This window comes from Rhizobium centroccidentale (assembly GCF_030182565.1).
Lineage (GTDB): Bacteria > Pseudomonadota > Alphaproteobacteria > Rhizobiales > Rhizobiaceae > Rhizobium.
The window spans coordinates 164,420-182,879 of sequence record NZ_JAQJCG010000003.1; the positions used below are offsets into that span (position 1 = coordinate 164,420).

17 protein-coding genes are annotated in these 18,460 nt (G+C 60.3%); all 17 read right to left on the reverse strand.

Annotated features, from left to right (window positions below; genetic code table 11):
- Positions 1–17 precede the first annotated feature (17 nt).
- The 17 genes from PH562_RS04675 to PH562_RS04755 all read right to left on the reverse strand — a co-directional run bounded on the left by PH562_RS04675 (position 18) and on the right by PH562_RS04755 (position 18,443).
- Positions 18–1,349 (reverse strand): NAD(P)/FAD-dependent oxidoreductase, encoded by a 1,332-nt coding sequence (locus PH562_RS04675; protein ID WP_285171779.1) that lies wholly within the window; start codon positions 1,347–1,349, stop codon positions 18–20.
- A gap of 2 nt (positions 1,350–1,351) precedes the next feature.
- A complete protein-coding gene (locus PH562_RS04680) occupies positions 1,352–2,050 on the reverse strand; it encodes an SDR family NAD(P)-dependent oxidoreductase (RefSeq protein WP_285172159.1) in 699 nt (232 codons plus the stop codon).
- 31 nt (positions 2,051–2,081) lie between these two features.
- A complete protein-coding gene (locus PH562_RS04685) occupies positions 2,082–2,564 on the reverse strand; it encodes a MarR family winged helix-turn-helix transcriptional regulator (protein WP_285171780.1) in 483 nt (160 codons plus the stop codon).
- Between the two features lie 283 nt (positions 2,565–2,847).
- Positions 2,848–4,494 carry an ABC transporter ATP-binding protein gene (locus tag PH562_RS04690; protein ID WP_285171781.1) on the reverse strand — a complete coding sequence of 549 codons (1,647 nt, stop codon included), beginning with the start codon at positions 4,492–4,494 and terminating at the stop codon, positions 2,848–2,850.
- A 203-nt stretch (positions 4,495–4,697) separates the two neighbouring features.
- Positions 4,698–5,609: an ABC transporter permease gene (locus PH562_RS04695; protein ID WP_285171782.1), complete on the reverse strand. Its 912-nt coding sequence runs from the start codon at positions 5,607–5,609 to the stop codon at positions 4,698–4,700.
- Positions 5,606–6,706: an ABC transporter permease gene (locus PH562_RS04700; RefSeq protein WP_285171783.1), complete on the reverse strand. Its 1,101-nt coding sequence runs from the start codon at positions 6,704–6,706 to the stop codon at positions 5,606–5,608. The genes PH562_RS04695 and PH562_RS04700 overlap by 4 nt, the downstream gene beginning before the upstream one ends.
- On the reverse strand, positions 6,703–8,226 hold the full coding sequence (locus tag PH562_RS04705) for an ABC transporter ATP-binding protein (protein ID WP_285171784.1): 1,524 nt from the start codon (positions 8,224–8,226) through the stop codon (positions 6,703–6,705). The genes PH562_RS04700 and PH562_RS04705 overlap by 4 nt, the downstream gene beginning before the upstream one ends.
- Positions 8,227–8,232: 6 nt before the next feature.
- Positions 8,233–9,333, reverse strand: coding sequence for a BMP family ABC transporter substrate-binding protein (locus PH562_RS04710; RefSeq protein ID WP_285171785.1), 1,101 nt, complete (start codon positions 9,331–9,333; stop codon positions 8,233–8,235).
- A 21-nt stretch (positions 9,334–9,354) separates the two neighbouring features.
- Positions 9,355–10,734, reverse strand: coding sequence for an amidohydrolase (locus PH562_RS04715; protein ID WP_285171786.1), 1,380 nt, complete (start codon positions 10,732–10,734; stop codon positions 9,355–9,357).
- A 4-nt stretch (positions 10,735–10,738) separates the two neighbouring features.
- Positions 10,739–11,395 carry a glutathione S-transferase family protein gene (locus PH562_RS04720; RefSeq protein WP_285171787.1) on the reverse strand — a complete coding sequence of 219 codons (657 nt, stop codon included), beginning with the start codon at positions 11,393–11,395 and terminating at the stop codon, positions 10,739–10,741.
- Complete coding sequence (locus PH562_RS04725) at positions 11,392–12,237, reverse strand: aromatic ring-hydroxylating dioxygenase subunit alpha (protein ID WP_285172160.1); 846 nt, start codon at positions 12,235–12,237, stop codon at positions 11,392–11,394. The genes PH562_RS04720 and PH562_RS04725 overlap by 4 nt, the downstream gene beginning before the upstream one ends.
- A complete protein-coding gene (locus tag PH562_RS04730) occupies positions 12,237–12,878 on the reverse strand; it encodes a Rieske 2Fe-2S domain-containing protein (RefSeq protein WP_285171788.1) in 642 nt (213 codons plus the stop codon). The genes PH562_RS04725 and PH562_RS04730 overlap by 1 nt, the downstream gene beginning before the upstream one ends.
- A gap of 139 nt (positions 12,879–13,017) precedes the next feature.
- Positions 13,018–13,302: an acylphosphatase gene (locus PH562_RS04735; RefSeq protein WP_285171789.1), complete on the reverse strand. Its 285-nt coding sequence runs from the start codon at positions 13,300–13,302 to the stop codon at positions 13,018–13,020.
- A gap of 120 nt (positions 13,303–13,422) precedes the next feature.
- Complete coding sequence (locus PH562_RS04740; protein ID WP_285171790.1) at positions 13,423–14,937, reverse strand: ABC transporter substrate-binding protein; 1,515 nt, start codon at positions 14,935–14,937, stop codon at positions 13,423–13,425.
- A 19-nt stretch (positions 14,938–14,956) separates the two neighbouring features.
- A complete protein-coding gene (locus PH562_RS04745) occupies positions 14,957–16,660 on the reverse strand; it encodes a dipeptide ABC transporter ATP-binding protein (RefSeq protein WP_285171791.1) in 1,704 nt (567 codons plus the stop codon).
- Entirely contained in the window at positions 16,657–17,508 is an 852-nt protein-coding gene (locus PH562_RS04750) for an ABC transporter permease (protein WP_285171792.1), read from the reverse strand. Before PH562_RS04750 ends, PH562_RS04745 begins: the two co-directional genes overlap by 4 nt.
- Positions 17,505–18,443 carry an ABC transporter permease gene (locus tag PH562_RS04755; RefSeq protein ID WP_285171793.1) on the reverse strand — a complete coding sequence of 313 codons (939 nt, stop codon included), beginning with the start codon at positions 18,441–18,443 and terminating at the stop codon, positions 17,505–17,507. The genes PH562_RS04750 and PH562_RS04755 overlap by 4 nt, the downstream gene beginning before the upstream one ends.
- Positions 18,444–18,460 lie beyond the last annotated feature (17 nt).

An 18,460-nucleotide genomic window follows, 5' to 3' on the forward strand; every position in this document is an offset into this window, starting at 1 on the left:
TGCTTGGTTCGGAGAGGTTAGAAACCACTGATCAGTTCGATCTTCGAACCGTCGTGGAAGCGGGAAAAACGGAAGTTCTTGCGGTCGACCACTGGCGGCTTGCCGGTGACGATGTCGGCCATCAGCCGTCCGGCCGCCGGCCCGATGCCGAAGCCATGGCCGGAGAAGCCGGTGGCGATATGAAAGCCCGGAATGCTGTCGATCGCATCGATCACCGGCACGGCATCCGGCGTCACGTCAATATAGCCCGCCCAGCGCTGGGTGATCTCGGCCTTCTCGAAAACCGGAAAGGCTTTTTTGAGATTGGCGAGCGCCGCGTTCGAAAGCTTGGTGGAGGGTTTGGGGTCGAGGACGCGGCAATATTCGAAGGGGCTTGCCTCGTCCATCGCCCACCGATTGGGAATGCGCGCTTCGTCGAAGAACTGGCCGGAAACGCGGAAGTTCAGTGAGCGCCACTCCTTTTTCAGCGCCGGCAGGAACTTGCCGGCGTAGCGGAAGGAGCTCGGCACGATGTCCACGATGTTCTCATGGCCCGAAGCGATCGTGTAGCCGCCATCCTGACGCTTGCGCAGGGCAAAGCCGCTCGCCCAGATGGCTTGCTCGGGGCCGCCTTCCAGCGGCTTGGTGCGCAAGACGGAATTCATCACCTTCAACTGCGGCAGATCGAGCCCGAACATGCCAGCAAACAGGCTGGACCAGGCGCCGCCGGCAAGCACGACGGCCTTGCAGGCGATGTGGCCACGTTCGGTGATGACGCCGGAGATGCGGCCGCCGGCCGTCTCGATGCCGCGCACGGCGCATTCGGTCAGAATGGAGGCCCCATTGTCGCGGGCGGCCTCGGCAATGGCGGGGGCGGCTCGCTGCGGCTCGGCACGGCCGTCGGCGGCGGTAAAGAGCGCACCCTTGAGCTCCATCTGCGTGCCGGGAAAGAGGTTCTTGAATTCGGCGCCGCTGATCATGCGGCTTTCCAGCTGGTAGCCTTCCAGATTGCGGTTCCAGCGCTCATGATCGGCATATTGCTTGTCATCCGCGCAGGTGAAGATGATACCGGCGCGCTTGTAGCCCGTGTCGCGGCCGGTACGTTTGTCGAGCGTGCTCCAGATGCGCAGGGCCTCCGCCATAAGGGGCACTTCGCGCGGATCGCGCCTGGAAATGCGCACCCAACCCCAGTTGCGGCTCGATTGCTCCTGGCCGATGCCGCCCTTCTCGCAAAGCGCGACCCGCAGACCCCGTTCGGCAAGTTCCAGCGTCGTCGAGGTGCCGATGATGCCACCGCCGATGACGACGACGTCGACTTCCTTGGGCAGTTCCGCATCCCCGTGAACGGGGACCACATAGGGGCCGGGCATGGTCAGAAGGACTCCTCTAACTGGCAATTGATGGTAAATTCGGCAACGCTTGCCTCGTTCGGCAAATCCATCAGCGTGGAAATGATGCGGGCGAGGTCGCGCGGATCGGTCATCTCGCTATCGGGCTTGCTCGTAAGCCCGCGCGCCATGTCGGTCGCGACGAAGCCGGGGCAGATGGCGGTAGCGCGGATGCCTAGGTCAAAGCCGGTGTGGCGTATGGCATGGGCCAGCGCGACGGCCGCGAATTTGGAGACGGCATAGAGGCCGGAATTCGCGGATTTCACCCGCTTTCCCGAAAGCGAAGCGACGATGATGACCCGGCCGCGCCCGCTTGAAGCAAGGGCGCTCCATGCGGATTTTGCAAGTCTTCGCGGTGCCTTGACGTTCACCTCGAGCAGACCGTCGAGGTCGGCATCATCGGCTTCGATTACGGTCTTCGCGATGCCAATGCCGGCATTGGCGACAACAGCGTCGATGCGGCCGAAAGTGCGAAGCGTCTCCTCGGTCCATGATGCCGGAGCATCCGCGTCCATGGCGTCATAAGCAAAGACGGCGACGCGCGCGGGGTCGGCCCAGGCGGGCATAACCGGCTTGCGCATGCCGAGCGAGAGCCGCCATCCCTTGGCGGCAAGTTCCTCGGCGAGTGCTGCGCCGATCCCCCGGCTTGCACCGGATATCATGACGACCCGTTCCTCACTCATGCCCATGCCTGCTCTCCCTTGATTTGCCGGCTCACGATTGCGCGACGATGCGCCGGTAGGTCCGGCGCAGTATGTCGATCAGCAGCCTGTGTTCTTCGTCGGTGATGTCGGAAAAGAATTCGCGTGATTGCTTGGTGACGATGGCACGCACGCGTTTTGCTAGTTGGTGACCTTTTTCCGTGATGTAGAGTTCCTGGGCGCGGCTGTCGTCCGCCGACGTCTCGCGCGTAAGGAGATCATGTGCTTCCATCTGTTCGATCAGCCTGCCGGTCGCCGAGCGGTCTTTCAGGATGATTTGCGCAATGGTGGAAGGCCGGATTCCCGGATTGTCGTCGACCAGGAACAGGGTAGTGATCTTTCCCGTTCCGCGGGCGACGTCCAGACCTTCCAGCTTCTCGTCCAGATCGCGCGAGACGGCAAGATTGATGCTGCGGATATAAAAGCTCAGCGTATCCTCCAGGACGTCGATATCAACGTCCTTGACGGAAGTTGGCGGGGCTTTGGTCGGCGGCATGGCTCGGAACCTTTGAAAGGCAACGAAACATCGTTCCCACCACCCTTAATGCGTGGCAAGTTCATGATCGTCTGCGGCGGATCGTCGCTGGAAATTTCATGCTCATGAAAGGACGGATAGTGGATAAATGCAACTATTTTTTCGCCCAATCAGATAAAAAATAATCAGCGCGGAAGACTGCCTGTTTCTCAGGCATCAATCGCCGCTGGCGCGTGCACGAATGGTGGTAATTAAGCAGAAGCGGGCCGCATTCGGCGCTGCCATGCTTCGTACGATGGACGCTTTAGCCGACCGCTTCCCAGTCGCTGCCGGGGATGGCAGCCAGCAGGCTTTGAGTATAGGCATGCGACGGCGCGCGGAAGATCTGCGAAGGCGGACCATATTCGACGATCTCGCCCTTGTACATGACGGCGACCTCGTCGCAGATCTGGCTGGCGACGCGCAGATCGTGGGTGATGAAGATCATCGCGACCTTGGTGTCCTGCTGGATTTCGGCAAGAAGCTTGAGGATTTGCGCCTGGACCGAGACGTCGAGAGCGGAGACTGCCTCGTCGGCCACCAGCAGCACTGGGTCGAACATCAAGGCGCGGGCGATGCCGATGCGCTGGCGCTGGCCACCGGAGAACTCATGGGGAAAGCGGTCAAAGGCACCTTCGTCGAGGCCGACGCGCTTGAGAAGACGCAGCGCCTTCGCCTTGGCCTCATGCATCGACAGGCCGTGCGCCATCGGTCCGACGGTGAGAATGCGGCCGATCGTATGGCGCGGGTTCAGCGAGGCGAATGGATCTTGAAAGATCATCTGCATATAAGGACGCAATGGCCGGAACTCATCGTCCGACAGCGGGGCGATATCGCGGCCATCGAAGAGAATCCGACCGCTGTCCGAGCTCAAAAGCTTCAGCAAGACGCGGCCGAGCGAGGATTTTCCGGAGCCGGATTCACCGACCACACCCAATGTGCGTCCCTTGCGAATCGAGAAGCTGACGTCGTTGACCGCCTGCACCGTCCGCGATTTCGACAGGAAGCCGCTTCCTGATCGATAGGTCTTGTTGAGCCTATCGACTTCCAGCACCACGGGCGCTTCGGCAATGGTTTCGCGGCCGGCGGTCGTCATGCGGGGAACGGCCGCGATAAGACGCTGCGTATAGGGATGAACAGGCGCATTCAGCACTTGCGCTGCCGGTCCCTGTTCGACGAGGTGACCCTTCTCCATGACGATCACCCTGTCGGCGATCTCGGCGACCACCCCGAAATCATGGGTGATGAACATGACGCTCATCTTCTTGCGCGCCTGTATCTTGCGGATCAATTCGAGGATCTGGGCCTGCGTCGTCACGTCCAATGCGGTGGTCGGTTCGTCGGCGATCAGCACATCCGGATCGAGCGCCAGCGCCATGGCGATCATCACGCGCTGCCGCTGTCCGCCGGATAGCCGGAAGGGATATTGATGCTGGAGAAGATCCGGATCGGGCAGGCCGACTTCGCCGAGCAGTTCCTTCACCCTCTGCCGCCGGCTTTCCGGCGTGCCGATCTTGTGAGCATCGAGAACCTCGATGATCTGGTCGCCGATCGTCATCAGCGGATTGAGTGCCGAGAGCGGGTCCTGGAAAATGATCGAAACGGCCCGTCCCCTCAGGCTTCGAAGGGTGGCGTCGTCGGCGCTTACGAGATCCGTTCCCTTGAAGCGGATCGTGCCTGCCGTTACCTTTATGATGGATGGCAGCAGGCCCATGATCGCGTTCGCAGTCACCGATTTCCCCGACCCGGATTCACCGATGATGCAAAGGATCTCGCCTTGCATCAGGTCGAAAGAGATATCCTGCACCGCATGCAAGCGTTCCATGTTTTTCGGAAGGCTAACCGTCAGACCGCGTACCGAGAGTACCGGATCGTTCGGCGGGACTCTATTTTGAATATCGGATGGGATCATGGAAGGCCTCCTTATTCTGAACCAGCGAACGTGCCCTCTCAGTGAGAGCTCATGAATTGTCAGAAGCAAGAAGAATGCCGGTATTGCTGCCCGTAAGGCAAGCGAAGGAAATTCATCGGGGGATTTTACCGTCCATCACCCATGCTTCAAGCGACCAATCGCCGTGGCCTGCGGGTATGGAAATTTCCGCCTATGCGCATTTGCTATCGTTCGAAAGGTTCGCCGAGTGAGGCGACGCCATTGAGCTTCAGGAGCCGGCGATCTACGGAGATGATGCCAAGGACGATGATGGTCACGAGATAAGGCAGGCATGCGAGCAATTGCGAGGAAACGGCAAGTCCGCTTGCCTGGGCGGCAAGTCCCATCAGCGATACCGCGCCAAACAGGCAGGCGCCTAAGAAAATCCTCGATGTCAGCCAGGTTCCGAAGACGACGAGGGCAATGGCAATCCAGCCCCGCCCGGCGATCATGCCGTCCGCCCAGAGTGGCGTATAGATCGTCGAGGCATAGGCGCCGGCAAAGCCGGCCATCATGCCGCCAAACATAACTGCCGCGAAGCGGATCGAGACAATGGGATAGCCGATAGCATGCGCGGCTTTCGGATTTTCACCGACGGCTCGGAGGATAAGACCGACCTTGCTATAGGCAAACGTCGCCCATATGCCGATCGTCCCGACAAGCGAGATCCAGACGACGATATCCTGGCTGAAAAGGCCCCCGACGACCGGAATTTGTGAAAGCCCGGGAATTGCGATCTTCGGCAAGGCGGTGACGGTCAGGCTCTCATAACTCTTGCCGAACAGTGCGGAGAGGCCCTGGCCGAGAATGCCGAGGGCAAGACCGGCTGCAACCTGGTTTGCGTTGAAGCCCAGTGTGATACCGGCAAAAATCATGGAGAGGAGCGCACTTCCGAGACCTGCCGCAAGGAAGGCAAGAAGATGACCACCGCCATGATAAACGACAATGAACGCTATGACGGCGCCAACGGCCATCAAGCCCTCCACGCCGAGGTTCAAGACGCCCGCGCGCTCAGCAACAAGCTCGCCCAGGGCTGCCAGCAGAAACGGCGTTGCGGCTGCCAGCATGCCGGCTAGAATGAACTCGACGGCGCTCATGATGCGCTCCGCGCGGGTGTGGGGCGCCAGACGATGCGATAGCGCACGAAGGCAACGGCAATGAGATAGATGAGAAGCAGACTACCCTGGAACACGCGGACGGCTGCAATCGGCAGGTTGGCGGAGACCATGGCGTTATCGCCACCGATATAGAGCGCTGCCATAATGATCGCGGAGATGACGATGCCGATTGGATTGAGGCCGCCAAGATAGGCAACGATGATTGCCGCATATCCATATCCGGTCGATATCGAACGCTGCAGCTGGCCAAGCGGTCCGGCAACTTCGGCGGCACCTGCAAGGCCGGCTGCCGCTCCGCCAATGATCAGCGACAGCCAGATTGCCCAGCTCTCTTTGAAACCGGAATAGCTCGCCGCCCGAGGAGCCAGTCCGCCGACCTGCAATTTATACCCGGCGAAGCTTTTCTGCATGAAGATCCACGCGGCGATCGACAGGCCGACAGCAAGGATAAGCGAGACATTGACGCGGGTTCCCTCGAACAGGATCGGCACCATTGCGTCGTACTGGAACATGACTGACTGCGGGAAATTGAAGCCGCCCGGATCTTTCCATGGGCCGAGAAGAAGATAGTTGAGCAATTGCGCGGCAACGAAGCTCAGCATCAATGAGACGAGGATTTCATTGGCGTTGAATCTGACGCGCCAGAAGGCAGTGAGAGACGCCCACAAAGCGCCGCCGAGAGTGCCGAGCAGCAGCATTGCGGGCCACATCCATTGGCCCGTCGCCTGCGGCAGCCAGATGGGTATGGCGGAGGCGAAGATTGCGCCAAGAATGAATTGGCCTTCCGCGCCGATATTGAAAACCTTGGCGCGAAAGCCGATTGCGAGACCCTGTGCGATCAGAAGTAGCGGACCGGTCTTCAGCAATACTTCCGAGAATGAGGCCCACGAGATGAATGGTTCGATCAGCATGGCATAGATCACGGCCACCGGATCACGGCCCATGGCGACATAGAGGCCGAGATTGAGTGCGATGGTGACGATGAGGGCGATCGGCGGTGCGAGCAGCTTTGCGGCGAACGAGGCTCTATCGCGGCGGATCAAGCTGGGGAGGATTGCAGAAAAGGAAAGGCTCATGCGAATGCCTTTTCGCCTTGGGGCTGTACGCCGATCATGTATCGACCGATCTCCTCAGCTTTTGTATCGCGGGTGACGAGCGGTGGGCTCAGCGTGCCGTGGTAAAGGACCTGGATGATGTCGCTGAGCTCGAACAATTCCTCGAGCTCTTCCGATATGACGAGAATTGCCATGCCTTGATTGCGCAGCTCGATCAGCCGCTTGCGAATGGCGGAAGCCGCGCCGACATCGACGCCCCAGGTTGGTTGCGCGAGAAACAGCAGTTTCGGGGCGAGCATGATTTCGCGGCCGACGATGAACTTCTGCAGGTTCCCCCCGGAAAGCGACCCGGCTTCAGCCTCCGGACCGCGCGTGCGCACGTCATAATCCCGAATGCACTCGTTTGCGAAATCCGTTGCCTTCGCTTTGTCGATGAAACCATGCCTGATGAGCTTCAAGGGATGGGCCGTCAGCAGGCTATTGAGCGTTAACGACATTTCTGGAACGGCGCCATGGCCGAGCCGATCCTCCGGGACAAAGGCAAAGCCAAGCTTTCGACGGCTGGCGGCGTCGAGGCTGCCGACATCCTGCCCCATCATGAAGATCTGATCGCGCTTGTCCCGGGGCAGGGGCGTTTCCCCGGAAATCAGTGCAGCAAGCTCCTTTTGCCCATTCCCGGAAATGCCGGCAATGCCTAGAATCTCGCCGCTGCGCACCGTCAGGCTGACGGTGGAGAGCGGCATCCCAAAAGGATCGTCCGGTCGGTAATCGAGGCCGATGAGCTCCAGGCGCTTTTCGCCCTCTGCCAAAGGCAAGGCCGGTATCGCTTCCGGCATGTCGCGGCCGATCATCATGCGGGCGAGATCATGGGCGTCATGCTCGCGCGGATCCACATGCCCTGTCACGCGTCCACCGCGCAGGATCGTGGCTCGGTCGCACAGGGATTGGATTTCTTCCAGCTTATGCGAGATGAAGAGGATCGAGACGCCGCCATCGCGCAGCCGGCGCAGCGTCTCGAACAGCTTCCCGACGGCCTGCGGCGGCAGCACCGACGTCGGCTCGTCGAGGATCAGCAGCCTCGGATCGGTCATTAGGCATCGGATGATTTCCACTCGCTGCCGCTCGCCAACAGACAGTTCGTGCACATGGGCCAGCGGATCGACTTCAAGTCCGAATTCATCGCCAAGCGTGCGGATGCGCCGCGCAAGTTCGGCCTTGCGGCCCGAGACGATCAGGCGGATGTTTTCGACCACCGTCAGGCTCTCGAACAGCGAGAAGTGCTGAAAGACCATCCCGATGCCGGTACGCCTCGCCTCCGCGGGAGAGGCAAGGCTGAGAGGCTGCCCATGCCAGGCGATAGTCCCTTCGTCCGGTTGTTCGACGCCGTAGATCAGCTTCATCAGGGTCGATTTGCCGGCGCCGTTTTCTCCGAGGATGGCATGGATCGAGCCCTTGGCCACGTCCAGGTCGACATGCTTGTTAGCATGGACTTGGCCGTAGCTTTTGGAGATGCCGCGCAGCGACAGCAGCGGAATGGTCATTTGGATTTACTTCGGCAAAGGCGTCTTCACACCTTTGACATGCCAGTCCATCGCGACGATCTGGGCATCCGTCAATGTCGCGCCCGAAGCTGCTCCTTCACTGCCGTCAGCCTTAGTGATCGGGCCGGTAAACGGCGAGAAGCTGCCGCTTGCGATCTTGCCTTCGGCCTCTTTGATTTTCGCCATGGTCTCGGCCGGGATTGCCGGGCTCCAGTCGACGACTTCGACGACCTTCTCGGCGACGCCGAGAAAAGCGTTGGCGCCCTTGAAGGTGCCGGCGAGATGGGCATCGACCGATGCCTTGAAGAACGGCGACCAGTCTGTGGACACGCAGCCGAGATAGGTTTTCGGCGCATATTTCTTCATCGAGGAGTTCAGGTTGAAGGCGTAGACGCCGGCTTCCTCGCAGGCCGATATGACCGAGGGCGTATCCTGCGCATTCGAGAAGATCACGTCGCAGCCTTGCGAGATCAAGGCCTTGGCCGCTTCCTGTTCCTTGGCCGGATCGAACCAGGAATTGACCCAGACGACCGATACTTCGATGTCGGGCTTCACCGCCTGTGCGCCGAGCGTGAAGGCGTTTACCGACGTGATCAGTTCGGGAATCGCGAAGGCGGAGACCGAACCGAGCTTGCCGGTCTTGGAAACGGCGGCTGCCGCCATACCGAGTAGATAGGTTCCCTGAAAATATTTGGCGGCAAAGGGCGAGAAATTCGGTGCGACCTGGAAGCCGGAGGCATGCAGGACGCTGACCTTCGGATTGCGGCGAGCAACCTGAAGCGCGCCGTTCTGATAGCCGAACGAGCCGGCGATCAGGAAGTGGTTTCCGTCAGTGACCGTCTTGTTCATGATGCGGTCCGCGTCCGGACCTTCGGCAATGTTCTCGATCACGGTCACCTTGACCTTGTCACCATAGGCGGCCTTGATCGGATCGAGGCCGGCAGCCAGCGCGTGACCCCAGCCGACATCGCCGATCGGCGAGGGCACGACGAGCGTGACGCCGAGCGGTTCGTTTGCGGCAAAGGCAGAGCGGCCGGTAAAGGCCGTTGCGAGGCCTGCCACAGCCGCGCTCTTCATCAATGTTCTGCGGGTCAGATTCTTCTGCATCCCAGTTCCCCTTTTGGTTTTTCAGAATTCCACTGTTGCAAGTGTGGCCTCGGCCGCGGCAAACAGCGCGGCCTCGTCCAGTCCTGTGAATTCGCCGCCCTGCCAGACGATGCGTCCGTTGATCATGGTCAGATCGGTGGGCATGCCGATCCCGACCTTGGCAATGAGGCTCAGCGGGTCATGTCGCGTGCCCACATAGTCCATGCGTCGGGTATCGATCGCGAAGAGGTCGGCTGCCATACCCGGGGCAAGGCGCCCGATATCGGTGCGCCCGAGCAGGCTTGCGCCTCCGCTTGTCGCATAGCGCAGGAAGTCGACCGGGGCTGGAACGGGGTGCTGACGCGTCGAGGCCGTCAGGCACTGCAGCATATAGGCGGAATGGATGCAGTGCATGAGGTTAGAATTGTCGTTCGATGCAGCTCCATCGCAGCCGAGGCCGATGCGCAGGCCGAAGGCCTGCATCGCCGGGATATCGGTCACTTCGGCGCCGACGAGGTAGACCGGCTCCGGACAATGGGAGACGCCGGTGCCGATCGCCGCCATCTTGCGCAGCTCGTCATGTGTCAGTTCCCAGCAGTGGGCGTAGAATGTGTCGGGGCCGGCAAAGCCCAATTCAGCGCAGTAATCGACTGTGCGCATGCCATGTCGTGCCTCGATGACCGGGCTTTCGCCTTCGCCGACATGGGTATGCAGCTGCACGCCGCGATCGCGCGCCAGCGCGACCGATTCAACGAAGGTTTCGCGATAGCAATTGACCGGCTGGCAGGGCGCGACCACCACCTGACGCATGCTGAAGGGGCGGGCATCGTGATAGCTATCGATCAGCCGGGCACAATCGGCGATGAATTCATCCGTGGTTTCGAGCATGGCGTCCGGGATCGTCGACCCCTCGGATTTCGGCAGGGTATTGCCGCCGCGGCCTGCATGAAAGCGCATGCCGAGAAGATCGGCTGCCTCGAACTGGCGATCGATCAGGCGTTTTCCCGCATGGCGTGGGAAACAATATTGATGGTCGAAGGCGGTGGTGCAGCCGTGCTTGATCATCTCGGCCATGGCGGTGACCGAGGAATGATAGAAGCAGTCCTCGGTCAGCCGCGAGAAGATCGGATAGATGCGGTCGAGCCATTCGATGACGGAAAGCTTCGTCCAGTCGAGATCGGCCCGGTTGCGCACGAAGCACTGAAAGAAGTGGTGATGCGTATTGACGAGTCCCGGATAGACGAACCAGCCTGATGCATCCTGGACGATCGTGCCCTCGGGCAGGGCTTTCAGCGACAGGTTTTCGCCGATCGCCTGGATCGCCGGGCCGTTGGTGAGCAGGTCGACGTTTCGGCGTACGCTCGTTCCCTTGCCCTCATCGACGATCACAGCGGCGCAATTTTTCAGGAGATAGCCGGTCATTTCATCACGTCTCCGCTGCCGGGTGCGGATCGGGTTTCAGCTCGTGCAGGCGGTGAATGCCTGGCATTTCGATGAAACCGGGCAGGCTGCGGATGGCGCGCATCCAGAGCCGGATCAACGGGTAGGGGTCAAGCGAGATGCCGCCGTCGGGCGCAAGCGCGACATAGGGGAAACAGGCGATATCGGCTATGGTCGCCCGGCTTCCTGCGAGGAATTGCATGCCGCGCTCGCCCTGCTCGAAGAGGCCTCCTTCCAGCTCGCGCAACGCCGCGATCCCTTGCGCCTGCAATGCCTTTATATTCCCCGGTCGCAGGAGCATTTCGTGGAGCCGCGCACCACCAAGATTGGCTGTCAGGCGATGGGAGAAGGAGAGCCATTGCTGCACGCGAGCCGTTTCCTGCGGCGAACCCTGCCCCAGCCATTCCGGCGCAGCATTGGCAGCGAGATAGGCAAGCATTGCCGAGGATTCCGTGAGCACGAGATCGCCATCTTCGAGGATCGGGATGGAGCCTGCCGGATTGAGCGCCAGAAGCTCCGGCCCGCGATGCTCCGCGCCGGGATGGAAGTCGACCGGCCGGATGTCGAGCTTGATGCCCAAGATCGCGGCCATGAGCCGTACCTTGTAGCAACTCGGCGATAGAACATAATCATAGAGCTTCATTGTGCGACCAACTGTGCGCCGTAGGTATAGTTGTGGCGCTTGAGCCATCGCCGGTAGGCGACCGAGGTGAGGTCGGCCCTTGTCGGAATTTCCATGCCGGGATCGAGCGGAAGAAGCGCGGGTATCTGGTTCTCGAGAATCGAGCGATCCTGCAGGAAGATCGTCTGTTGAAAGTGGATGAGGTCCGTCATCGGCGTTTCGTCATCGAAGAGCGCCATCCAGGGCCATACGTCGCATAGGTCTTCGGCAAGAGGCTGGACGAACAAGGTGATGACGTCCCATTCGCTGGGGCGCGGAGGGCATGTCTTGTAGAGGACGGAACAGGTCGGGGCCGGCACGCGGTACATATATTCGGTCGTAATACCGCCGGTCGCGGATTTTGCAGCCTGCGGCTGGTAGAATTTTACCTGCGTTGCCCAGACTTCATCGACGCTCTCGCGGATCTCGACCTTGTAGTTTTCGACCTCCGTATGTGGCTCCGCGCCGAGGATGTCGGTATGGACAAAGGGAAAATGCGCGATGTCGAGAAAGTTCTCCACGGCACGCAGCGGCGAACAGCGCACGCGAACGACGCCGACATCGACGAAGCGGCGACCCGGCTGGTCGGCCTCCGGAATGGCAAAAAGCTCCTTCTCCGGCGTTCCGAGGGAGGACCAGACATGGCCGTACTGGACGCGAATGGGGAGGGTTCTTCCTTCGGCGGTCGTCACGCGAGCATTGCCATCCTGATCGCGGGCGACCTCGATCGCCTCGCCCATCAACCAGGTCTTGTTTCCCTTCTCGCTGAGTTGGCTGAAGAGGCCGACCGGATACCATTCATCGATCATCGCGCCGCCATTCATCATGCACTCTCCCTTTGGCGCTCTTCCGCCGTGCGGCGGATGGATTCGACAATCCGGGATGCTGCAACGCGATCTGCCGGGCTGCGATCCCTGTCGATCATGAGAAGAACGAGCGTATGTTTCTCCTGTGGCGCCAGAAGCAGCCCGATCCAGAGAGATTGAGGCAGGCGGATCAGTCCCCTCGCATCGATCTTCGCCCCTGCGGCCGCCTCGATTGCCGCGACATCCCCTTCCACGCTCAGAGAGCGTAACGGGACAAGCTCGTCGAGCTGCGGAGGCTGCGTTGTCGGTTGTCCGACTGCCACCCACACAACACCATCCGCTTCTTCCACCTGCTGGACGGCGACACGAATGGTTTCCGGCGGAACCAGATCCGGATGGGCGGGAATGCGAATGCATCCGCCTGACAGCGAATAGCTCCATCCGTGATAGATGCAGGACAGCGCCTCGCCCCGAACGAAGCCATGCGACAATCTCATTCCGCGATGCGGACAGCGATCGGAAGATGCAGTTGCGCGGCCCGACTGACTACGCCATAGGGCAATCGGGCCAACCGATGTCCAGGCCGGTATGACGGTTCCTGGAGGCAGATCAGAGGAAAGGGCGACTGGCGCCCAGGATCCGATCCCATCAAATGGCATAGCCTTAACTCTCTTAATTTCACCAATGGCTTAGCGCCGATGGTCATAGGCAGGCGCCGATGCCTGCATCCCCGTAGCGCTTAAAGGTTTTGCATAAATAATTCGCATTGGCAACAATGATTAAATAAAAGGCAATAGATCAGGAATTTCTAAGATGCAATGGCTGCGGGTCATTCATGACCCTGCGCTGAATCTCGTCGACCCAGACGTCGATCGGACCGAGTGAGCAGCCCATTTCCAGCATGTCGATCAGTTCCACAGGGCCGGTGACTTCAAGCTCGATCCGGTCCGCATCGGAATGGAAAAACCTCTGCGAAAGCCCGAGCTTGTTGGCGTGACGCTGGATCCACGGGACGAATGAGGCTGCGTTAAGATCGCCCAGTATCGTCATGCGCTCCCGAAATTCACCTTGCGGCACGTGCATTCGCCAATGATCCTTGCCTTGCATCAAGATGACAGAATAACCGCTTCGTGGGTTTGCGAAAGGGGCATCTTACAAAGCAATGCTCCGCCGCCCCTGTGGACAGCGGAGCTTGAGGCCATGTCAGTTCTTGACCGTATCTTCCAGGAAGAAGCGACCGAGCGGGTTTTGATGGAAGTTATCGACGTTCTTGCGCGCAACGTTGATATAAGGGCTGTAGTAAAGGTCGATCCAGTTGACGTCGTCCTTTGCCATCTTCTGCAGGTCGATATACATCTGTTCGCGCTTCTTCGGATCCAGCTCCAGCCGCGCCTTGGCAACGAGATCCTTTACCGCGTCATTCTTGTAGTTGGTCATATAGTTATTGTTGGAGTCGTGGCCGAGAACGAATGTCGTCTTCTGATCCGGGTCGAGGATATCATTGGTCCAGTAGTTGACGGAAATGTCGTAGTCACCAGCGATGGTCATGTCCCATTCCTGGCTGGGGTCCACCTTTTGCAGGTCGGCAGTAATGCCAGCCTTGGCGAGTTGCTGCTGGACCAGCACGGCCGTCTGTTCATCCACTTCATCGCCGGCGCGAATGAGGTATTTTAACGTGAGATTGGAGACGCCTGCTGCCGAAAGCATCTGCTTGGCCTTCTCCGGATCGTAGGGGCGTTGCGGATTATCCGCATAGTAATACAAGGCGCCTTTGGGAATGTAGGAATTGGCGACGGTGCCCTGATGGAAGGTAACGGCGTCGACGATCGCCTTCTTGTCGATCGCCATGTCGAGGGCCTGGCGGACTTCCTTCTTGCCGAGGTCGCCATGGGCGTGGTTGATCAGCAGGTGATCCTCACGCGTGGAAGGATCGATCAGCACGTTGAGGTTCGGGTCCTTTTTCAGCTCTTCGACGCGCGAGAACGGAACGAAAATGGCGGTATCGAGCTGGCCGGCCTGCACGTTCAGCATCCGGGTGTTGTCGTCCGGTACCGAGATCCACTCGACGCCGTCGAGTTTCACGCGGTCGGCCTGCCAGAAATTCGGGTTCTTCTTGAGGATGATGCGATCGCCGCGGCGCCACTCCTCGACGGAGAAGGCGCCCGAGGCGATCGGCTTTTCCGCATAGGCATCCGGCCCCATCGATTCCATCCCGGCCTTCGAGATGACCGATGCGTTCGGCAACGCCAGTGTCGAAAGGAAAGGCGCCGATGCATGTTTGAGCTTGATCGTCAGCGTGTGCGGATCAGTCGCGACGGCGGTATCGATCACCTTGTATGAGTCGCTCCAGAGCGATGCCTTGTCGTCGCGGATGCGCAGCAGGCTGAAGGCTGCATCATCAGCCGTCAGCGGCGAGCCATCGGAAAATTTCGTATCGCGGATCTTGAAGACATAGGTGAGGCCGTCATCCGAGGTCGTCCAGCTTTCCGCAAGACCCGGCTCAAGCTTCGTGCCCGTCTTGTCGACGCGCACCAGCACGTCGTAAACGTTGGAGAACACCCAGTTGTCGATATTCTGCGCGGTCTTGATCGGGTCGAACGTCGTCGAATCCTCGCGACGGCCGATGGTCAGTACGCCGGCCGCTTCCGCATAGCTCGCGCTTAGCGTCAGGCCGGCGAGAATGGCGGCAAGCCCGATTGTCTTCCATTTGTTGGTCATGAATTCGTTCCCTTCGTTGTTATCGCATGCGTTTGGCTGATTGGGTCTGCCCGGCCTGTGCCGCGTCGCGCTCGCTATGCAAGGGCTTGTCCGGATCGATGTCGGGAATGGCTGCAATGAGGGCTGCGGTATAGGCATGTTTCGGATGGGAGAAGATTTCCTGCGAGCGGCCTTCCTCGACGATCTCGCCGCGATACATCACGACGGTCCGCTCACAGAGATTGCGCACGATGGCGAGGTCGTGGGCGATGAAGATCAAGGTCAGGTTCATCCTGCGCGTCAGTTCACGGAAGAGATCGATGATTTGCGCCTGGATGGTGACATCGAGGGCAGCCACGCATTCGTCGGCGATGATAAGCTTCGGGTCGACCGCAAGCGCCCTTGCAATGCCGGCGCGCTGGCATTGGCCGCCGCTCATGCTGCGCGGCTTGCGATCGGCGAATTCACGTTCCAGCCCGACGAGATCGAGCAACTCGCCTATGCGCGCGGGGATCTCAGCCTTTGCGACCTTGCCCTGGACTTTCAGCACCTCGGCAAGCGTCTGGCCGATCGTCAGACGCGGGTTGAGCGCATTGAACGGATCCTGGAAGACCATGGCGGTTTCGCGCCGGAGCCTTGCGAGGCCGGCGCTCTTCCGCTGGGTCAGATCGATACCGTCGAAAGTGACATGGCCGGAGGAAATCGAGGTGAGGCCGAGAATTGCACGGGCAAGCGTGCTCTTGCCGCTGCCGGATTCTCCGACGATGCCGATGGTTTCGCCCGGCATGATCTGCAGGCTCACGCCGGAAACGGCGCTGACCGTCTTTGCGCCGCTGCCCTTCAAGAAACCGCCACCGACTCTGAAGTCGACACGCAGGTCATCGATTTCGAGAAGCGGCTTGGCTGACCTCTCCGGCCTTATGGGTTCCGGCTGCGTCGTCGCCGCTTCGTCGGGCAGGGAAGGGTGGCTGTTGATCAGATCGATCGTATAGGGATTTTCAGGCCGGCTGAGGATCGTCCTTTTGGGACCCTGTTCGAGCAGCCGGCCGCTGCGCATGACGGCGATCCTATCGCAGGTCTGAGCGACGATGCCGAGATCATGGGTGATGAGGATGATCGAAAGCCCGCGCTTGTCGCGAATGTCGATCAACAGCCGGAGGATTTGCGCCTGGATGGTGACGTCGAGCGCCGTCGTCGGCTCATCGGCGATCAGGATCTTCGGATTGCAGGAGAGTGCGACGCCGATCATGGCACGCTGCCGCATCCCGCCGGAAAACTCGTGCGAATAGCTGTCATACTGCCTTTTGGGATCAGGAAAGCCGACCTGCTCAAGGATCTCGGTCGCGGCTGCGCGCGCATCGCGTGCCTTGAGACCTTGATGATAGCGTATGCCTTCGGCGATCTGGTCGCCGATGCGCATGACGGGGTCGAGATGGCTTGTCGGATTCTGAAAGATCATGCCGATCTCGCCGCCGCGCACCTCAAGCATCTCGGCATCGCTGATTTCCGTGAGCTCCCGCCCTTGGAGCCGGATGGAGCCGCTTTCGATCTTCAGAAGCGACGAGGGTAGCAGCCGCACCAGCGAGCGGCACAGGAGGCTCTTGCCCGAGCCGCTCTCGCCGACAAGGCCGAGAATCTCGCCCTTGCCGAGATCGAGCGAAACACCGTCGATCAGCGTGCGGGTGCCGTCGTCCAGGCGGGCCTTGACCACGAGGTCGCGGACGGAGAGGACGGGGTCGCTCATTCATGCACCCCCAGCAGCTCGCCGAGCGCGTCGCCCAGCATGCTGAAGCCGAAGGCGAGGCAGACGATGGAAAGGCCGGGAAACAGCGTGATCCACCAGGCCGTGGTGATGAAGCTCTGGCCTTCCGCCACCATGACACCCCATTCGGCAAGCGGCGGCTGAACACCGAGGCCGAGATAGCTGACGGCCGCACCGCTCAGGAGCACCAGCACTGCATCTGACATCGAAAAGACGATCGAACCGGCAATGGCGTTCGGCAGCAGATGGCGAAACATGATGCGGGGACGGCTGAAGCCGAGGCTGACGGCCGCAACAGCATAATCGCTGCCTTTCAGCACCAGCATCTGCGCGCGGATGAGGCGGGCATAGGATACCCAACCCACGAGCGCCATGGCAATATAGAAGCTGCTCAGTCCCGGCCCAAGAATGGCGATGATCGACAGCATCAGCACGAGGAAGGGAAAGGCCAAGATGATATCGACGATGCGCATGAAGAGCGCGTCAATAATGCCGCCGAAAAAGCCGGCAATGGTGCCGACCGTCGTGCCGATCAGAAAGGGGAAAAGCACGCCGATGACGGCGATCTGCAGATCGATGCGCGCACCCCAGATGACGCGCGAAAGAATGTCTCGTCCGAAATTGTCCGTGCCGAACGGATGCAGGAACGAGGGCGCCTGCAGGCGCATGTCGGCATTCTGGAAGATTGGGTCATAGGGCGCGACAAGTGGCGCTGAAATCGCCAGAAGCAGGAAGAACAGAAGGATGCCGCCGCCGAGCGTCAGCGTCAGGTGCTTTCCCAAAAATCTGTTCCATCCGAGGAATGTGGTCGCTGTCGTGTCGATGCTCATAGTTTCACCCGAGGATCGACGGCGACTGTCACGATATCGGCGAAGAAGTTGACCAGCACCGTGGCGCAGGCAAACACCATCGCCACCCCCTGAACGACCATGTAGTCGCGCGAGAAGATGGCACGCACCAGCAGTTGCCCCATGCCGGGCAGGGCAAAGACGCTTTCGACGACCACCGTGCCGCCGATCAGCCAGCCGATGTTGACGGCGAGCAGATTGATTGAAGGCACCAGCGAGTTTGGCACCACATGCCGCCAGAAGACGATGCCCTCGGGCATGCCGCGGGCACGGGCTGCAGTCGCCACATCCGATTTAAGCGATTCGATCATGGCCGCCCGCAGGCTGCGGGTCAGCACGGTCGAAAGCGACAGCGCAACGGTGAGAGCCGGCAGGATGAGATGGGCGATCTTCTCGCCGATCGTCGAGCCGTAGCCCGAGACCGGCAGGACGCCGAGTTGGACGCTGAAGAGGATGATCAGCATCAACCCAAGCCAGAAGGGTGGAAAGCCGATGCCGAAGGTCGAGACGACGCGCACGATGTGATCCGGTGCGCGGCCGACATTGCGCGCGGCGATCGCCGACATCGGCACGGCAATCAGGATCGACAGAATGACGCTCGATACGACCAGTGCGATCGTCGGCTCGATCCGCGTCGAAATCAGCGGCAGCACGTCGATCTTGTAGAGGATCGATTTGCCCATCTCGCCATTGCCGAGGTTTTTGATGAAATAGAAATATTGCAGCCACATCGGCTGATCGAGGCCGTATTGCGCGCGGATGCTGGCAAGAGCGGCCGGCGTGGCGCGCGTACCGAGGATATTGCGCGCGGGATCGCCGGGAATGAGGCGGACCAGAACGAAGGTGATGACACTGATGCCGAAGAGGACGGGCAGGAATTGCAGCGGCCGTGTCAATACGAATCTATAGCGATGCATGGCGGCGATCGCCCCCT

Bases quoted from the DNA above. Each gene is read 5' to 3' on its own strand.
- PH562_RS04675 (WP_285171779.1), bottom strand. From the start codon at position 1,349: ATGCCCGGCCCCTATGTGGTCCCCGTTCACGGGGATGCGGAACTGCCC.
- PH562_RS04680 (WP_285172159.1), bottom strand. From the start codon at position 2,050: ATGAGTGAGGAACGGGTCGTCATGATATCCGGTGCAAGCCGGGGGATC.
- PH562_RS04685 (WP_285171780.1), bottom strand. From the start codon at position 2,564: ATGCCGCCGACCAAAGCCCCGCCAACTTCCGTCAAGGACGTTGATATC.
- PH562_RS04690 (WP_285171781.1), bottom strand. From the start codon at position 4,494: ATGATCCCATCCGATATTCAAAATAGAGTCCCGCCGAACGATCCGGTA.
- PH562_RS04695 (WP_285171782.1), bottom strand. From the start codon at position 5,609: ATGAGCGCCGTCGAGTTCATTCTAGCCGGCATGCTGGCAGCCGCAACG.
- PH562_RS04700 (WP_285171783.1), bottom strand. From the start codon at position 6,706: ATGAGCCTTTCCTTTTCTGCAATCCTCCCCAGCTTGATCCGCCGCGAT.
- PH562_RS04705 (WP_285171784.1), bottom strand. From the start codon at position 8,226: ATGACCATTCCGCTGCTGTCGCTGCGCGGCATCTCCAAAAGCTACGGC.
- PH562_RS04710 (WP_285171785.1), bottom strand. From the start codon at position 9,333: ATGCAGAAGAATCTGACCCGCAGAACATTGATGAAGAGCGCGGCTGTG.
- PH562_RS04715 (WP_285171786.1), bottom strand. From the start codon at position 10,734: ATGACCGGCTATCTCCTGAAAAATTGCGCCGCTGTGATCGTCGATGAG.
- PH562_RS04720 (WP_285171787.1), bottom strand. From the start codon at position 11,395: ATGAAGCTCTATGATTATGTTCTATCGCCGAGTTGCTACAAGGTACGG.
- PH562_RS04725 (WP_285172160.1), bottom strand. From the start codon at position 12,237: ATGAATGGCGGCGCGATGATCGATGAATGGTATCCGGTCGGCCTCTTC.
- PH562_RS04730 (WP_285171788.1), bottom strand. From the start codon at position 12,878: ATGCCATTTGATGGGATCGGATCCTGGGCGCCAGTCGCCCTTTCCTCT.
- PH562_RS04735 (WP_285171789.1), bottom strand. From the start codon at position 13,302: ATGCACGTGCCGCAAGGTGAATTTCGGGAGCGCATGACGATACTGGGC.
- PH562_RS04740 (WP_285171790.1), bottom strand. From the start codon at position 14,937: ATGACCAACAAATGGAAGACAATCGGGCTTGCCGCCATTCTCGCCGGC.
- PH562_RS04745 (WP_285171791.1), bottom strand. From the start codon at position 16,660: ATGAGCGACCCCGTCCTCTCCGTCCGCGACCTCGTGGTCAAGGCCCGC.
- PH562_RS04750 (WP_285171792.1), bottom strand. From the start codon at position 17,508: ATGAGCATCGACACGACAGCGACCACATTCCTCGGATGGAACAGATTT.
- PH562_RS04755 (WP_285171793.1), bottom strand. From the start codon at position 18,443: ATGCATCGCTATAGATTCGTATTGACACGGCCGCTGCAATTCCTGCCC.